We start from the raw sequence: 15,054 nt of genomic DNA, 5'->3' as shown, positions 1-15,054 counted from the left end.
AGGCTGCCGCCCGCGCCGAACTACGTCGGAGCGGGACCGGTGCGGCCGAGCACTCCGTCGGCCACACCGCGCATCATCCTCCGAAACCGGTCGATCCGGCCAGGGACGACCAGGGAGTTGAACGCGACGTACTTGCCCAGCCACACCGCGTAGCCGACCGCCCACGCCGGCGGAAGCAGCCCGGAGCGCAGGAGCAGCACCGTGTTCCGGGCGAGGAAGTAGGTGCGGAAGGCGGAGTGCACGTGCACCTCCTGGGCGCGACCCGGGAGCTTGACCAGGCTGTCCCCGAGCGAGTGGTCGAGCCGCGCGGACGTCACGGCGAGCAGCCGGTAGCCCGCCCGCCGGGCGCGCAGGCCCCACTCGAGGTCGACGTGGTCGATGAACCAGTCGTCGTTCATCGCCCCCACGTCGTGCAGCGCGGCCGCCGGCAGCAGACACCCCGACGCGATGAGGAAGGCGGCGTCGATCAGGCCGTCGTCGTCCACGTCCGTCGGCAGCGCACGCCGGGGCCCCCACCGGCGCGGGACGTACACCAGCTCCTCGGAGGCGGACCGCACGTCGCCCGCTACCGGCCCCACCGCCCCGACGGGCCCCCGCCCCTGCTCCGCCCCGCGCTCGAGGCCGGCGAGCAGCTCGGGGACCATGTCCGGCGCGGGCAGGGAGTCCTGGTCGCTGAGCAGCACGTGCGTGGCCCCGGCCGACACCGCCCGCTCGATCCCGACGTTCTGCGCGTGCGCGATCCCGGTGTTCCCGCCGAGCGCGACGAGCTCGGCGCCGCGACGCTCGCACAGGTCCGCGAGTCCCGACCCGCCCGGACCGTTGTCGACGACGACGACACTCGCGCACTGCTCGCCGAGCCCGGCGACCAGCGGGTCGAGCCGGTCGAGGTCGGGGGAGTAGGTGACGACGACGGCGCACACCGCGGTCGACGTCGGGGCCGGGGTGTCGCCCCCAGGGCGCACCGGCCCGGCGCTCACCTCAGGCTCGCGTAGAAGTCGGCCGCCTCCTGGGCCGTGGGCAGCAGCCCCTGCTCGGCGACCTCCTCGAGGGTGGGCGCCGCCGAGTCCTTGTCCGAGAGCAGGAGCTCCATCGGGTTCCCGGCGCGGTCCGTGGTGGGCCACTCGATGCCGATCTCCGGGTCGAGCGGGTGGATGCCGTGCTCGCGGCCCGGAGCGTACTGGGTCGAGCACATGTACACGGCGGTCGAGCCGTCCTCGAGCGAGCAGAACGCGTGGCCCAGCCCCTCGCCCACGTAGATGGCGCGCCGGTCGACGTCGTCGAGCAGGACCGAGTCCCACTGCCCGTACGTGGGCGAGCCGACCCGGATGTCGACGACGACGTCGAGGAGCGCCCCGCGCGGGCACCACACGTACTTGGCCTGCGACGGTGGCAGCTGCGCGAAGTGGATGCCGCGCAGCACGCCGGCGGAGGACACCGAGCTGTTGGTCTGGGCGAGCTCGAGGCGGTACCCCACGACCTCCTCGAACGCGCTGGCCTTGTAGGCCTCGAAGAAGGTCCCGCGTGGGTCGGTGAACTGCTTCGGCGTGATCTCGTAGGCGCCGCCGACCTTCAGCTCGCGGATCTCCATCGCCAAGTCCTTCCGTCGCGCGGGTGGTGGGCCCGGCCGGGCCGCGTGCCGGGCCAGCCTAGTCGCCCGGCGCGCCACTACCCTGGCCGTGGTCGACGCGCGGAGGGGCCGGGCGGGCCGAGGGAGGCACGACGTGCGCTGGATGGTCACCGGGGCGGCCGGGATGCTCGGCCAGGATCTCGTCCGCCTGCTGCGCGAGCGGGGCGAGGACGTCACGCCGCTCGGCCGCGACGGCCTCGACATCACGGACCCGACGCTGGTGGCCGAGGTCGTGCGGGACGTCGACACGGTGGTCAACTGCGCGGCCTGGACCGCCGTGGACGACGCCGAGGACGCCGAGCCCGCGGCCTTCCGGCTCAACGCGGTCGGCCCGCAGCTGGTCGCCCGCGCCGCCGCCGCTGCCGGCGCCCGCACCGTCCAGGTGTCCACCGACTACGTGTTCGACGGCGTCGCGAGCGCCCCGTACCCGGCCGACGCGCCCATGGCGCCGGCCTCCGCCTACGGCCGGACGAAGGCCGCGGGGGAGTGGGCCGTGCGCGCCGAGGACCCGCGCGCGCTGATCGTGCGCACCGCGTGGCTCTACGGCGCGGGCGGGTCGTGCTTCCCACGGACGATGGCGCGCCTGGCCCGCGAGCGCGACTCGCTGTCGGTCGTCACCGACCAGGTCGGCCAGCCGACCTGGACCCTCGACGTCGCCGACCTCGTCCACCGGCTCGTCACCGCCGACGCCGCGCCGGGCACGTACCACGCGACGAGCTCGGGCCAGGTGAGCTGGCACGGCTTCACGCGGCTCGTCGTCGAGGCGCTGGGGAAGGACCCGGCGATGGTGGGGGAGACGTCGTCGGACGCGTTCCCCGCGAAGGCGCCGCGCCCCGCGTACTCGGTGCTCGGGCACGAGACGGTGCGGGCCGCCGGCGTGGAGCCGATCGGCGACTGGGCGGACCGCTGGCGGGCGGCCGCCCCCGAGGTCCTCGGGGCCTGAGCCGTGCCCCGGCGCGTGACCGCCGACCCGGCGGTGACGGCGCTGCTCGAGGTGTGCCTGACCTGGGCGTTCCGCTCGGTCGGTGTGACCGTGGCCGTGTCCGCCGCGGGTCCGACGCCCGGTGACCATCCGGACGTGCGGGTCGCCGTAGGAGGACCGCGCCTCGACGCCCCATTCGAGTACGTGCGGAGTCTGGTCGGGAGCATGTCGGCGAGCCACGCGGCAGCCACGATCTTCGACGACGTGCAGAACTACCTGGACGAGGGCGAGCTGTACGGGGTCCCTGTGCCGCCCTGCGACGCCCACCCGGGGCACCCGGCGAACCTCGACGCGCACGGCATGACGGTCCGTCTGCGCTGCAGTGTCGAGCCCGGGAGCTGGTTCGAGGACTTTCCGGGGCAGCTCGACGTGGGCGTGGTCGCGCAGCAATGATGCGCGCTCCCGCGCAGAGGGCCGTCAGCGCCCGACGACGACGAGCCGCAGCTCGCCCGGGTCAGCGCGGCGGGGCGTGACCCGCAGCGCGCTGAGCGGCGCGCAGGCGGCGATGCCGATGCCGATCAGCTCGAGCAGCTCCTCGGTGTGGATGAGCTCGGACAGGTAACGGTTGTGGACGTCCGGCGCGAGCGTGACGAGCTCCCCGGTGAGCATCTCCACGCCGATCGCGCCCGCGAAGAACACGAGGATGCCGGTGACCATCAGGCGGCGGGCGGTCCGCGGCAGCCGCAGGCCGCACACGACCACCCCTGCGACGACGGCGATCGCCAGCGGGATCCCGAGCACGAGCCAGACGTAGTTCAGCGAGGCGTCGATGCCGATCCGGTCGACGACCAGGGGCAGCCGCTCGTGCAGGCTCGAGGCCTCGTCCACGGCGAACGCGGCGAGCCCGAGCGCGAGCAGCCCCCAGGGCCAGGCGGCCCCGGTGCGCTGCCGGCGCACCAGCCAGGCGCACACCCCGCACAGCACGGCGCCCGCCGTCATGAGCATCGTCGACCAGGTGGTGGCCACCGAGCTCTCGAGTGCGACGTCGAAGATGTGGTGCCACTCGCCGCCGCCGTAGAACAGCCCGCCCCCGGTCCACCGCGTGGGGATGTAGCTGGCGATCGTCACCAGGACGGAGACCACGGAGATCGCCACGGCGACACGTCGCCACGGCGGGACGACGAGGTCGGTCGGGTCCTGCGCCGCGTCGCCGGCGGGGCCACGCACCTCGTCGACGCCGTGCGGATCGGCGGAAGGGACGCGCGCCGGCGAGGGCGCCGCAGCCTCGAGGTGTCCCGCAGGTGTCGTCACCATGAACGACATCCCAGCACGACGTCATGAGATAGTCATGACAACCGGGGGAGAGGCGCGTCAGGCGTGTCGTCCGCCGCCCCGGCGCCCGTACCTCAGCGACCGCGCTCGATGATGCCGAGCAGGTACTCCCCGTAGCCGGACTTGCGCAGCGGCTCAGCGCGCTCGCGCAGCTCGTCGTCGGAGAGGAAGCCCATGCGCCAGGCGACCTCCTCCGGGCAGCCGACCTTGAGCCCCTGCCGGGCCTCCACGGTGCGGACGAACGCGGTCGCGTCCGCGAGGGAGTCGAACGTGCCCGTGTCGAGCCAGGCGGTGCCGCGCGGCAGGACCTCCACCGACAGGCGGCCGGCCTCGAGGTAGGTGCGGTTGACGTCCGTGATCTCGTACTCGCCGCGGGCGGACGGCTCGAGGTTCTTCGCGATCTCCAGCACGTCGTTGTCGTAGAAGTACAGGCCCGGCACGGCGAAGGAGCTGCGCGGCCGCGCCGGCTTCTCCTCGATGGAGACGGCCCGGCGGTCCTCGTCGAACTCGACGACCCCGTACGCCGTCGGGTCGGCCACGTGGTAGGCGAACACCGCCCCGCCGTCGACCTCGGTGTTGCGGCGCAGCCGGGTGCCCATGCCCGGGCCGTAGAAGATGTTGTCCCCCAGGACGAGCGCCGCGTGGTCGGTGCCGACGTGGTCGGCGCCGAGGACGAACGCCTGTGCCAGGCCGTTGGGCTCCTCCTGGACCACGTAGTCGAGGTTGATCCCGAACTGCGAGCCGTCGCCGAGCAGGCGCTCGAACTGGGCCCGGTCGTGCGGGGTGGTGATGACGAGGATGTCCTGGATCCCCGCCAGCATGAGCGTGGTGAGCGGGTAGTAGATCATCGGCTTGTCGTAGACCGGCACCATCTGCTTGCTCACGCCGATGGTGACGGGGTGCAGCCGGGTGCCGGCGCCGCCGGCCAGGATGATTCCGCGCATCGCCCTAGTCTGCCGCCTCCAGGCTCGCCCGCTCCACCTCGGCGAGTCGCGCCGCCTCCTCGGCGCGCGTCCCCGGCGCCAGGAGGACCGCGGAACCGCGGGCGAGCCAGGTGCCGAGCACCCACGGGACGTCCTCGGCGGTCCCGGTCGCCACGCGCGCGAGACGTGCCCCGGCGGCCAGGCCACGCCCGACGTCGAGGCCCCGAGCCAGCGTCGGGTCGTCCTCGACGGGGGACGGCGGGAGGACGAGCTCGTCGGGCTGGGCGAGGGTCTCCGCGGCGGCGTCGAGGCTCCCGGAGGGCAGGTCGCCCGGCCACCGCATCGCCAGCGACGGCGCGGCGAGCGCGAGGACCGCGGCCCCACCGGCCAGGGCCGACGTGGGATCGTGGGTGACGACGCCCAGGGAGCCCACGGTACCGGTGGTGCCGGGCACGGATCCGCCGCCGGTCAGGTCGGGGGTGACACCCACCAGGAGGGCGCCGAGCGTCCACAGGGGCGCACGCCACGACGGCGGGAGGTCGATCGCCAGGGAGTCGCCGGGCTCGGCGTCCAGCTCGTCGCGCAGGAGGCCCCCGATCTTCTGGGCCCACTGGCGGGCGACGCGGCCGGAGACCTCGAGCCGCCCCTCGGGGCCGTAGGCGGTGAGGGCGGGCGCCGCCCCGAGCGAGGCGAGGTGGTCGTCGACCAGCAGGGCATCGTGCACTTGACCAGGCTACGTCGGCGGGCGACACGCCGGGCGACGCGCCGTGATCCTGCTCCCTCCCCTTGACTGGGCACGGATGACACGGGTGTAATTCACGCCAACGGCGGCGACAGGAGCATTGACGATCATGTGGAACATCCTGGGTGACGGACCCTTGACCACGTCCTGGGAGGACACCGACCTCTCCGGGCTCGAGCACCTCGACACCGGGGGCGAGGGCCCCCTGTCCTGGCAGGACCGCGCGCTCTGCGCGCAGACCGACCCCGAGGCGTTCTTCCCCGAGAAGGGTGGGTCGACCCGGGAGGCCAAGCGGGTGTGCTCGTCGTGCGACGTGCGCGCCGAGTGCCTGGAGTACGCGCTGGAGAACGACGAGCGGTTCGGCATCTGGGGCGGGCTCTCGGAGCGCGAGCGCCGCCGCGTCAAGCGCCTCGCCGTCTAGCAGGTGGTCGAGCGCCCCACCGCAGCACCCGCGCGCGCGACGACGCTCGCCGTGGTCGTCACCTGCGGGGTGACTCCCTACCTCGAGCAGACTCTCTCGGCCGTCGCCGGGCAGTCCCACCACCCCGAGGTGGTCCTCGTCGTCGACGTGGCCGCCCCGGGCCGGGACATCGGCACCGGCGAGCCGCTCCTCGAGGTCGTCCACCGCTCGGGGCTCGAGGACGCCACGCGCGTCCGGCTGGTCACCGCCCCGGAGGCCGAGACCTTCGGGGCGGCCGTCAGCGCCGGGCTGGACGCGTACGGCCGGCTCGTCGAGCGCGCCGCGCGCCGGGCCGGCCGGAAGGAGAACGGGTCCGGCGCCGCCCCGACCACCGGCTCGAGCTTCCGCGCCGCCACGGGCGAGATCTCGCCGGTGACGACGGGGGAGATGCGTGCCGTCACCGACGGCGTGCTCGACCCGGGTGCCGCGACGCACCCCGACTGGCTGTGGCTGCTGCACGACGACTCCGCGCCCGCGCCCCGCGCCCTGGACCGCCAGCTCCGGGCCGCCGAGGCGGGCCGCTCGCTCGCCGTGGTCGGCGCCAAGCAGGTCGACTGGGACGATCCGGGCCGCCTCCTGGAGGTCGGGGTGCAGGCGACCCGTCGCGCCCGACGGGTCTCGGACATCGAGCCGCGCGAGATCGACCAGGGTCAGCACGACCACCGCCAGGACGTCCTCGCCGTCGGCACCGCCGGCATGCTCGTCGGCTCCGAGGTGTGGGACCGGCTCGGCGGCACCGACCCGGCGCTCGGCCCGTTCGGGGACGGCCTCGAGCTGTCACGCCGCGTGCGTGCCGCCGGCTACCGGGTCGTCGTCGAGCCCACGGCCCACGTGCTGCACCGTCGAGCCACCTACCTGGGGCTGCGCGACGCCGGTCACGGCGGGGTGCGGGTCGCGGCACCCGGGTCGGCCGACGACGCCGCGGCCGAGGACCTCCCGGCCGAGGACGCCGATCTGGACGCCGCCGGGACCGGCGGGCCGGACGAGGCCGGCGCCGCCGGAGCCGGCGCCCGCCGCGGACACCCGGCCCGCTCCTTCTCCGCCCGCCGCACTGCCCAGCTCTACAACGCGCTCCTCGCCGCCCGCGGCGCATGGCCGCTGCTCGCCCTCGGGTACGTCCTCCTCGGCCCGCTGCGCGCCGTGTGGCGACTGCTCGGCAAGGACACCCCGCTGGCGCTCGCGGAGCTCTCCTCCGTCACCAGGCTGCTCGGGCGTCTCGGCAGGGTGTCCGCCGGCCGGCGCCGGATCGCCGCCGCCGGCCGGGGTTCGCGCGCCGCGCTGCGCGAGCTCGAGGCCTCCCCGGGCGACGTGCGCTCCGCCCGCCGCGCCGTCCGGCGCCAGATGACGACTGCCCGTCGGCTCGCCGAGGCGCCCTCGGAGCTCGAGCTGGCCGAGCGCGCCGAGCTCGGCCGCAGGCGCCGGGTCACCCTCGGCCTGGTGCTGGTCGTCGCGCTCACCGTCGCGCTGCCCTTCGTGCTGCCGCTCGTGGGGGGCGGCCAGCCCGTCGGCGGGGCGCTCGCCCACCTGGGCCGGTCCGCCGGCGAGCTGTGGACGACCGCGCGCTCGACCTGGGTCGACGCCGGGGTCGGCGCACCCGGCCCGGCCGACCCGCTGGCCACCGTCGTCGCCGCGGCCGCCCGGGTGGTCGGCCTCGTCGGGCTCTCGCCGGCCTGGGTCGCCACCCTGACCGTGCTGCTGGCCGTGCCCGCCGCCGCTCTCACGGCCTGGGCCGCCGCCGGCGCCGCGACCCGCTCCCTCCTCGTGCGCGCCGTGGCCGCCCTGGCCTGGGCCGCCGCACCGACGCTGTGGCTCGCGCTCGGGCAGGGGCGGCTCGGCGCGGTGCTCGCCCACGTCGTCCTCCCGCTCGTCGCCCTGGGCATCACGTGGATCGCCGGTGTGCGGCGCCGCGACGTCGTCCGCTCCGGCATGGTCGACGCCCGCCGGGACGACGGCGCACCCCTGCACGACGACGCACCCCCCGCCCGCAGCCGCCGCACCACCCGGGCGGGAGCGATCACGGGCGCCGCGGGTGCCGGGCTCGCGCTCGCGCTCGCGAGCGCCGGGGCGCCGATCCTCCTGCCCGCCGCGGCGCTCACCCTGATCCTGCTGGCCCCGCTCGTCCCGCGCCGCCGGGGGCTCCTCCTGCTCGTGCCCGTGCCGGCGCTGGCCCTGCTCGCGCCGACGATCGTCACCGCGCTCGAGCGCGGCCCGCTCGCCGTCGCCGTCGCGGACCCCGGCCACGGCCTGCCGTCCGACCCCGGACCCACCTGGCTCGCCCTGCTCGGCCTGCCGCGGGACCTGCCGGGCGGAGCGCCGACCGCGCTCGCCGATCTGCCCGGTCTGCTCGACCTGCCGTGGCGCGACCTGCTGATGCTCGTGCCCGGCGCGGTCCTGCTCGTCCTCGCCCTGCTCGCCCTGCTACGCCTGGGCCGGGCCCGGGCGGTCCGCGCCGGCTGGCTCGTCGCGGCGGTCGGCCTCGCCACCGCCGCCGCGACCACCCGCGTCCCGGGCGGCGTCGCCGACGGCGCCGCGCTCACCGGGTGGGCCGGGCCCGGCGTCTCGCTGGCGCTGCTCGGCCTCCTGATCGCCGTGGCCGCCGCGGCAGACGGCATCCCGGAGGCCCTCTCCGGCACCGAGCTCGGTCTGCGCCAGGGCCTCGCAGCACTCGGCGCCGTCGCCCTCGTGCTCGTCCCACTCGCCTCGGTGGGCACGTGGGTGGCGTCGTCGGGCACCTGGAGCGAGCTCGCCCCCCGCGCCGGGAGCGCCGTCCCGGCGCTGTCGGTCGAGCAGCAGAGCTCCGGCCAGCGCTCGCGGGTGCTCCACCTGCGCGCCGGCAGCGACGAGGTCGCCGCCGAGGTCTGGCGCGGCGACGGCAGGCGCCAGGCGGACGCGGCCGCCGCCGTCCGGCTCGGGACCGCGACCGGGGCGCTCGAGCAGGACCTCGCGCGCGCCGTCGCCCTGCTCACCGACGGCGGCCGGCCCGGCGCGGTCGAGGAGCTGTCCCACCACGCCGTCGGCGTCGTCGTCGTGGACCCGGAGCCGCTCCCGGGCGGCACCGACGCGGACCGCGCGGCGCTCGTCGCCCGCCTGCAGTCCGTGCCCGGTCTCGAGATCATCACCGACGACGACTCCGGCGCCGTGCTGCGCCTGTCCCGCGACCCGGCGGTGGAGGGAAGCGCCACGTCGGTCGCGCGGGCCCGGCTCGTCGAGGAGAGCGGGCCCGAGGCAGGCACGGCTGCGGACACGGCCGGGGACGGCCCGTCGGGGCTGGACGCCGGCGGTGCCGTCACCGACGTGGCGGCCGAGGCGATCGACGTGACCACGACGATCGACGCCGGTCAGGCCGAGCGCGTGCTCGTGCTCGCCGAGACCGCGGACGAGGGCTGGGAGGCCACCCTCGACGGAGCCCCGCTCGCCCCGGTCGAGCGGGAGGGGTTCCAGGCGTTCACCGTGCCGGCCGGCGCGGGTGGGGAGCTGGTCGTCACGCACCGGGAGTCGTGGTCGGTGTGGATGGGTGCGGGCCAGGCGGTCGTGCTGGGGGTCGTGGCGCTCCTCGCGCTGCCCCTGCGCGTGCGCCGGGAGGAGGAGTGGTGAGCCGAGGGACAGCCGTGCGGGCCACGGGCGCCGCCGTCGGAGCCGTGGCCGTGCTGGGCCTGACGGCGGGCGCGCTGTGGGCGGGCAGCGTCCTGCCGGTGCCCGACCAGGAGGCGCCAGGGGCGACGACCGTGGCGCTGCCGGCGGCCGAGACCCCGCTCGTGTGCGCACCCGTGCCCGTGCCCACGACCGAGGACACCGGGCCCGCCGACCCCGAGCAGGACGAGGGCGACCGCACGGTGCGCTCGACCACCCAGCTCCACGCCTGGACGGTGGGCGGGGCCCCGGTCGCCCGCGCGTGGTGGGCGCAGGACTCCGGCGCGGGCGAGGAGGTCGAGCTCGACCAGGTGGCCGCCGGCGACTCCGCCGTGCGCACCCTGGCCACCGCGTCGGCGGACCCCGGCGTCCTCACGATCGCCCCCGTCGAGGAGGACGGGGAGACCGTGCCGGGCAGCGGCGGCGGCGCCGTGGTCGTGCGCACCGACGCCGGCGACCTGCGCGGGATCGCCGCGTCGACCTGCCAGGCCCCCGCGTCGTCCGCCTGGCTCGTCGGCGGCTCCACGGAGCTCGGGTCGACGGCGCGGCTCAGCCTCACCAACCCGGGACCCGTGCCGGTGACGGCGGACGTCACGGTCCACACGGCCGTCGGGGTCGTCGACGCACCCGCGCTGAGCGACCTCGTCGTCCCGGCGCGGTCGACCGTCGCCGTGCCCGTCGAGGCCTCCGTCGAGACCCCGGCGCTCGCCCTGCGCGTCGACGGGCGAGGGGGCCGCGTCGTCGCCTCGCTGGAGGACCTGCGCACGCAGGGGCTGGCGTCGGCCGGGCTCGACATCGTCACCGCGGGCGCGGGGCCCGACGACGAGGTCCTCGTCCCGGCCGTGGAGGTGGCCCCGGGGGCCGTGGGGAGCGTCCGCCTCGTCAACCCCGACGACGAGCAGGTCACCGCCTCGATCGAGCTCACCACCGCCGGCGGCTGGGCGCCGCTCGGCGGGGCCGAGGAGGTCGTCCTCGACCCGGGCGTGGTCCTCGACGTCCCACTCACCGGCGTGGAGGACGGGATCCACGGGGTGCGCGTGCGTGCCGACGGCGCCGTCGCCGCTGCTGCCGTCACCGCCCAGGAGGCCACCGCGCCGGAGGGCAGCGGGGACCTCGCGGTCGATCTCGCCTGGACCGGTGCCGGGGAGCCGGCGCGCTCGGCGGAGCACGTCCTGCCGGACGCGGCGCTCGACGTGCGGTCCCGCGTGGCCGTGACGAACCCCGGCGACGCTCCGCAGCGCGTCTCGGTGCGGGACCTCGCCCGTACGGGGCGGGGCGAGGAGGTCGAGGTCGCCGCGGGCACCACGGAGCTCCTGCCCGCCCCCGAGGGCGCCACGGCCGTGCGCGTCACGGCCGAGCCCGTCGGCGCCGCGGGGGAGGACCCGGCGGACGACCCGGCCGACGTCGGGGGCGTGCTCTCGGCCGTGCTCCTCGACGCCGAGGTGCCCACGGGCCGCCTCGTCGGCGTGCTGGGCGCCGTCCCCGACGCGCGCGCGGCCGGACAGGTCGACGTCCTCCTGCGGTGACGCCGCCGCCGGCGCCGCCCCGGCGGCCGGGCCGGGAACCGGGGCGTCAGGTGCCCGGCTGGTCCGGATCGATCTCGCCGGGCGAACGGCCGAGCATCGCGGCGACCTGCTCGACCAGCGCGGCGGTGACGAGGTCGCCCAGGTCCTGCGCGTCGGCCGCGCGCGACTCCACCGGGCGCCGGTAGACGACGATCCGGCGGGGCAGACCGGCGGCCCGGTCGCCGGGGTAGTAACGACCCAGGGCGATCGCCCGGTGCTCCCACGGCGCCGGGTCCGACGGCGGCACGTCCTCCACCGCGATCTCCACGCCCGCGAGCTCGTCCGCCCAGCCCGCCTCCAGGCGTTCGACGGCGTCGAGCAGGAGGTCGTCGAACCGGTCGGCGCGGGTGCGCCAGCCCGGCAGCTGCCACGGCAGCAGGGGGCCGCGCGGCCCCCTGCCGTGGCGGTCCCGGCGCCGGCCGTCGCGGCGCGCGGGGAGCGCAGGCAGCTGCGGGCCCGCCGGAGGGCTCGTCGACTCGGGCACGCCTCGATCCTAGGTCGGCGCGCCGCGACGCGGTGGTACGGGCAGGTCGGTACGGGCGGGCCGGCACGGGGACAGTGGCGCAGGGAACGCCGCGCCCGCCCGCGCCCGGCGCCCCGGACCAGGTAGCGTCGACCGGTGTGAGAGCCGTCCGCCAGTGCACCAAGCCGTCGTGCACCCGCTCGGCCGCGGCCACCCTCACCTACGTCTACGCCGACTCCACCGCCGTGCTCGGCCCGCTCTCGGCCACGCCGGAGCCCCACGCCTACGACCTGTGCGACGTGCACGCCGGTCGGCTGTCCGTGCCGCGCGGCTGGGACGTCGTCCGGCTGAGCACGTCCTTCGAGGCCGCCCCGCCGTCGTCGGACGACATCGAGGCCCTCGCCGACGCCGTCCGGGCCGCCGCGAGGCGCGGGCCGCGCGAGCACCGGCCGGCCGAGCGGGCCGTCGCCGTGCGCCGCGGGACGCCGGCCCCGGTGACGGGCGAGCCGCCCGCGCGCGAGCACGAGATCACCCGCCGCGGGCACCTGCGCCTCCTGCGCGGCGGCGACGACACCACCACGGACGAGAGTGAGCCGAGATGAGCGAGGACCATGGCCCGCGCCACGCCCGCGCGGACGCGCCCGTCGTCCAGGACGAGCACGCCGGCCCCGAGGAGCCCGTCCGCGCGGTGCGCGCCGACGGCGCGTCCGTCGGCGGCGGAGGGCTCGAGCCGTGGGTGCGGGCGCTGCTGAGGTGTCCCGTCAGCGGGGGCGAGCTCACCGACGACGTCGCCCCGGACGGCACCCCGGAGCTGCGCTCGGCCGACTCGGGCCTGGCGTACCCGGTGCGCGACGGCGTCCCGGTGCTGCTCGAGGGCGAGGCGCGGGCACTGCGTCCGTAGACCGATCGCCGGCCCGCCCGAGCGTCAGTCGGTCGTGCTCTCGGCCGCGGGGTCGGTCGTGACGCTCTCCTGCGACGACGACTCGCTGTCGCCACCGCCGGCGTCGATGGAGGCCACGCGCTCCGACGTGCCGAAGACGTGGATGTCCCAGGTCAGGGAGCCGGAGAAGTCGACGAGCTCGATGCTCCGCACGACCTTGCCGTCGAGGATCCCCTGGGCGGCGGCCCGGTCGATGGCGCGGCCGGCGTCGATGACGCTCTCCTGCGAGAGCGCGAGGAGCGCGTCGTCCGCGGGAGTCGCGTTCTCCCCGGTCACGCGGTACCCGGCATCGAGGGTGACCTCGACCCGGTCGGGGCCGGCGACGAGGACGACGACGAATCCGGTGTCCGGCGGCGGTGTCTGCCCGGAGTTGTCGTCGAGGTGGACGACGGAGATGAGGACCGAGCCCGGGTAGACGTTCCGGGCGGCGTCCGCGGCCGCACGGATGTCGTCCCCGCCGGGGCGGGCGTCGTCGGGGTCGTCCGGGTCCCCGGTCGTCGGGGTCTCGGTGGTGGGCTCCGTCGGCTCGTCGGGCGCGGGCGGCGGCGTCGTCGGGCTCTCGGTGGGAGCCGCGCCGCCGGTCGGGTCCTCGTCGGTGTCGTCGGGGTCGTCCGAGGGCCGGTCGGTGCCGCTCTCCTGCTCGGAGGGGTCCTCGGCCGTGTCGTCGGAGGGACCCTCCGAGGGGGTCTCCTCGCCGGTGCCGGGGTCGGCCTCGTCGCTCGGGACGTCGTCCGGGCCCGAGGGGGCAGAGGTGGCGGGCGGCGGCGCGTAGGGAGCCTGCGAGCTGACCGACGGCCCGTCCGAGCAGGCGCCGAGCGTCAGGGCGAGCGCAAGCATGCCCGCAGGCACGACGACGACCCGCGGCATGGAGCGCATGCGCACACCATGCTGGACGGTGCACCGTCGAGTCGAGCGTGACGGCCGGGGAGTTCAGCCCATGTGACCAGGCTCGCACCCTGTGCGGCGGTGGCACGACGGAGTCCTACACTCGTGCCGCTCGGTGCCGTCTCGGCGACACGCCCAGCCACGAACGGAAGACCATGGCCGCAGGATCCGGCATGAAGTCCATCGTCACCGCGCTCGTCGCGAACCTCGGCATCGCCGTGGCGAAGTTCCTCGGGTGGCTGCTCACCGGCTCGAGCTCGATGCGGTAGTTGTCAACCTGTGTGAGACAGGGTGGTGGTGGGTTTTCCGTTGATGTGTGCGTGTGGGGGTAGGCGTGGTGGTCGGGGTCGGTGGGTGAATCGTTCGGGGTGCGTGCGGTAGGCGGTGTCCAGGGCGTGCTGCCTGATCTGATCGATGCGGGTGGTGCGCGCGTGGTGGACATCGAACGGGGTGTGGAATCCGATCCCGGAATGACGGTGGGTGGTGTTGTAAGCGGTGAAGAACTGCTCGCAGTACCGGGTCGCGGTCTCGATCGAGTCGAACTCGATGGGAAAGGCGAGGTCGTACTTCACGGTCTTGAACAAGGCCTCGGAGTAGGGGTTGTCGTTGGAGACCTTCGGGCGGGAGAACGACAGATCGACCCCGAGCAGACGGGCCAGGCCGGACACCGGCGTGGAGACCATCGGGTGACCGTTGTCGGAGTGAAGGAAGTCCGGCGGGCCGCCGTTGTCCTGGCAGGCCTTCTGGATGAGGTCTCGTGCCAGGTCCCCGCTCTCGACGGGGTGGATCGACCAGCCGGTGACGTACCGGGAGTAGATGTCGACGATGACGTAGAGGTTCCACCACTGCCCCCGGCGGGGTCCTTTGAGCTTGGTGATGTCCCAGGACCAGACCTGACCGACCGCGCTCGCGCTCAGCTCAGGGATCGTCTTCGGGTTGGCCCGGGCGACCCGGCGCCGGTCCCCGACCAGAGCATGATCCCGCGCGATCCGGTACCACGACGAACGTGAGGCGATGTAGCGGCCGGTATCGAGGTGGCGGTAGAACACCTGGGAGACCGACAGGTCCGCGTACTCCTGGCTGCCCAGGACCTCTCGCACCTGGTCGCGTTCGTCCTCGCTGAGCGCTGCGGGCTGGGGCCGGTCACGCTGCGGGATGCGTGCCCGCATCGGCCGCGGCGGGCTGATGTGGTGCCGGTAGTACGACGCCCTGGGGTATCCCGCGAGATAGCAGGCCCGGTTGATCTTCACCTTGATCTTGCGCAGCTCGGCGACCAGATCGGTTCTTATGCGTTGTACCGCTGCTGCGAATCCGTCTCCTCCTGCTTGGGCTCCTGGCTCGGTGGCTGGGCGCTGTCCACGTTCCCCGGTGCCGCGCTCTTGGCCAGGGACTCCAAGAGCGCGGATGCTTTTCCCAGGACCTCGACCGTGTTCTCGGCCTGCTCGAGATCAGCTTTGAGCTGGGCGTTCTCCTGCTGCAGACGGATCAGTTCCGCCCGGTCGTTACGCGTCATATAGAGCCTGCTCGCCTTCTTCTCGCTGTTGGGCTCCAGCAGGCCAGCATTA

16 protein-coding genes are annotated in these 15,054 nt (G+C 75.5%); 7 read left to right on the top strand and 9 right to left on the bottom strand.

The window, feature by feature from the left end:
- Window positions 1–20: 20 nt before the first annotated feature.
- Window positions 21–977 (bottom strand): glycosyltransferase family 2 protein, encoded by a 957-nt coding sequence (locus ACZLKG_RS14650; protein ID WP_425709188.1) that lies wholly within the window; start codon window positions 975–977, stop codon window positions 21–23.
- Window positions 974–1,588, bottom strand: coding sequence for a dTDP-4-dehydrorhamnose 3,5-epimerase (rfbC, locus tag ACZLKG_RS14645; RefSeq protein ID WP_463649118.1), 615 nt, complete (start codon window positions 1,586–1,588; stop codon window positions 974–976). The genes ACZLKG_RS14650 and rfbC overlap by 4 nt, the downstream gene beginning before the upstream one ends.
- 133 nt (window positions 1,589–1,721) lie before the next feature.
- On the opposite strand from rfbC, the gene rfbD reads away from it, so the two are divergent.
- Together rfbD and ACZLKG_RS14635 are read left to right on the top strand one after the other, a co-directional pair.
- The gene (rfbD, locus tag ACZLKG_RS14640) at window positions 1,722–2,570 is read left to right on the top strand and encodes a dTDP-4-dehydrorhamnose reductase (protein WP_463649117.1); all 849 of its coding nucleotides are present in this window, start codon (window positions 1,722–1,724) and stop codon (window positions 2,568–2,570) included.
- Window positions 2,571–2,585: 15 nt separating this feature from the next.
- On the top strand, window positions 2,586–3,002 hold the full coding sequence (locus ACZLKG_RS14635) for a hypothetical protein (protein ID WP_425709185.1): 417 nt from the start codon (window positions 2,586–2,588) through the stop codon (window positions 3,000–3,002).
- Between the two features lie 24 nt (window positions 3,003–3,026).
- On the opposite strand, the gene ACZLKG_RS14630 is transcribed toward ACZLKG_RS14635, so the two are convergent.
- The 3 genes from ACZLKG_RS14630 to ACZLKG_RS14620 all read right to left on the bottom strand — a co-directional run bounded on the left by ACZLKG_RS14630 (window position 3,027) and on the right by ACZLKG_RS14620 (window position 5,528).
- Window positions 3,027–3,863 (bottom strand): hypothetical protein, encoded by an 837-nt coding sequence (locus ACZLKG_RS14630; protein ID WP_463649116.1) that lies wholly within the window; start codon window positions 3,861–3,863, stop codon window positions 3,027–3,029.
- 92 nt (window positions 3,864–3,955) lie between these two features.
- Window positions 3,956–4,825: a glucose-1-phosphate thymidylyltransferase RfbA gene (gene rfbA / locus ACZLKG_RS14625; protein WP_463649115.1), complete on the bottom strand. Its 870-nt coding sequence runs from the start codon at window positions 4,823–4,825 to the stop codon at window positions 3,956–3,958.
- A 4-nt stretch (window positions 4,826–4,829) separates the two neighbouring features.
- The gene (locus tag ACZLKG_RS14620) at window positions 4,830–5,528 is read right to left on the bottom strand and encodes a TIGR03089 family protein (RefSeq protein ID WP_463649114.1); all 699 of its coding nucleotides are present in this window, start codon (window positions 5,526–5,528) and stop codon (window positions 4,830–4,832) included.
- Between the two features lie 127 nt (window positions 5,529–5,655).
- Between ACZLKG_RS14620 and ACZLKG_RS14615 the strand changes: the two genes are divergently transcribed.
- Genes ACZLKG_RS14615 through ACZLKG_RS14605 form a run of 3 tightly spaced genes read left to right on the top strand, consistent with a single transcriptional unit; the run spans window position 5,656 to window position 11,162 of the window.
- Window positions 5,656–5,967, top strand: coding sequence for a WhiB family transcriptional regulator (locus ACZLKG_RS14615; protein ID WP_425709181.1), 312 nt, complete (start codon window positions 5,656–5,658; stop codon window positions 5,965–5,967).
- A gap of 3 nt (window positions 5,968–5,970) precedes the next feature.
- Complete coding sequence (locus tag ACZLKG_RS14610; RefSeq protein WP_463649113.1) at window positions 5,971–9,600, top strand: glycosyltransferase; 3,630 nt, start codon at window positions 5,971–5,973, stop codon at window positions 9,598–9,600.
- Window positions 9,597–11,162, top strand: a complete 1,566-nt coding sequence (locus tag ACZLKG_RS14605) for a DUF5719 family protein (protein WP_463649112.1) — start codon at window positions 9,597–9,599, stop codon at window positions 11,160–11,162. Before ACZLKG_RS14610 ends, ACZLKG_RS14605 begins: the two co-directional genes overlap by 4 nt.
- A 46-nt stretch (window positions 11,163–11,208) precedes the next feature.
- Here the strand turns inward: ACZLKG_RS14605 and ACZLKG_RS14600 are convergent, their stop codons facing one another.
- A complete protein-coding gene (locus ACZLKG_RS14600; protein WP_463649166.1) occupies window positions 11,209–11,649 on the bottom strand; it encodes a metallopeptidase family protein in 441 nt (146 codons plus the stop codon).
- A gap of 173 nt (window positions 11,650–11,822) precedes the next feature.
- Between ACZLKG_RS14600 and ACZLKG_RS14595 the strand changes: the two genes are divergently transcribed.
- Both ACZLKG_RS14595 and ACZLKG_RS14590 read left to right on the top strand, forming a co-directional pair.
- A complete protein-coding gene (locus tag ACZLKG_RS14595) occupies window positions 11,823–12,266 on the top strand; it encodes a DUF3499 domain-containing protein (RefSeq protein ID WP_425709177.1) in 444 nt (147 codons plus the stop codon).
- 86 nt (window positions 12,267–12,352) lie between these two features.
- A complete protein-coding gene (locus tag ACZLKG_RS14590) occupies window positions 12,353–12,565 on the top strand; it encodes a Trm112 family protein (RefSeq protein WP_463649165.1) in 213 nt (70 codons plus the stop codon).
- 24 nt (window positions 12,566–12,589) lie between these two features.
- Here the strand turns inward: ACZLKG_RS14590 and ACZLKG_RS14585 are convergent, their stop codons facing one another.
- The 3 genes from ACZLKG_RS14585 to ACZLKG_RS14575 form a co-directional block, all read right to left on the bottom strand.
- Window positions 12,590–13,480 (bottom strand): hypothetical protein, encoded by an 891-nt coding sequence (locus ACZLKG_RS14585; RefSeq protein ID WP_463649111.1) that lies wholly within the window; start codon window positions 13,478–13,480, stop codon window positions 12,590–12,592.
- 281 nt (window positions 13,481–13,761) lie between these two features.
- Entirely contained in the window at window positions 13,762–14,739 is a 978-nt protein-coding gene (locus ACZLKG_RS14580) for a transposase (RefSeq protein ID WP_463649110.1), read from the bottom strand.
- A gap of 35 nt (window positions 14,740–14,774) precedes the next feature.
- Entirely contained in the window at window positions 14,775–15,002 is a 228-nt protein-coding gene (locus ACZLKG_RS14575; protein ID WP_463648474.1) for a hypothetical protein, read from the bottom strand.
- Window positions 15,003–15,054 lie beyond the last annotated feature (52 nt).

It is taken from the genome of Georgenia sp. Z2081 (genome assembly GCF_055326445.1).
This window is presented reverse-complemented; position numbering and strand designations above follow the sequence as displayed.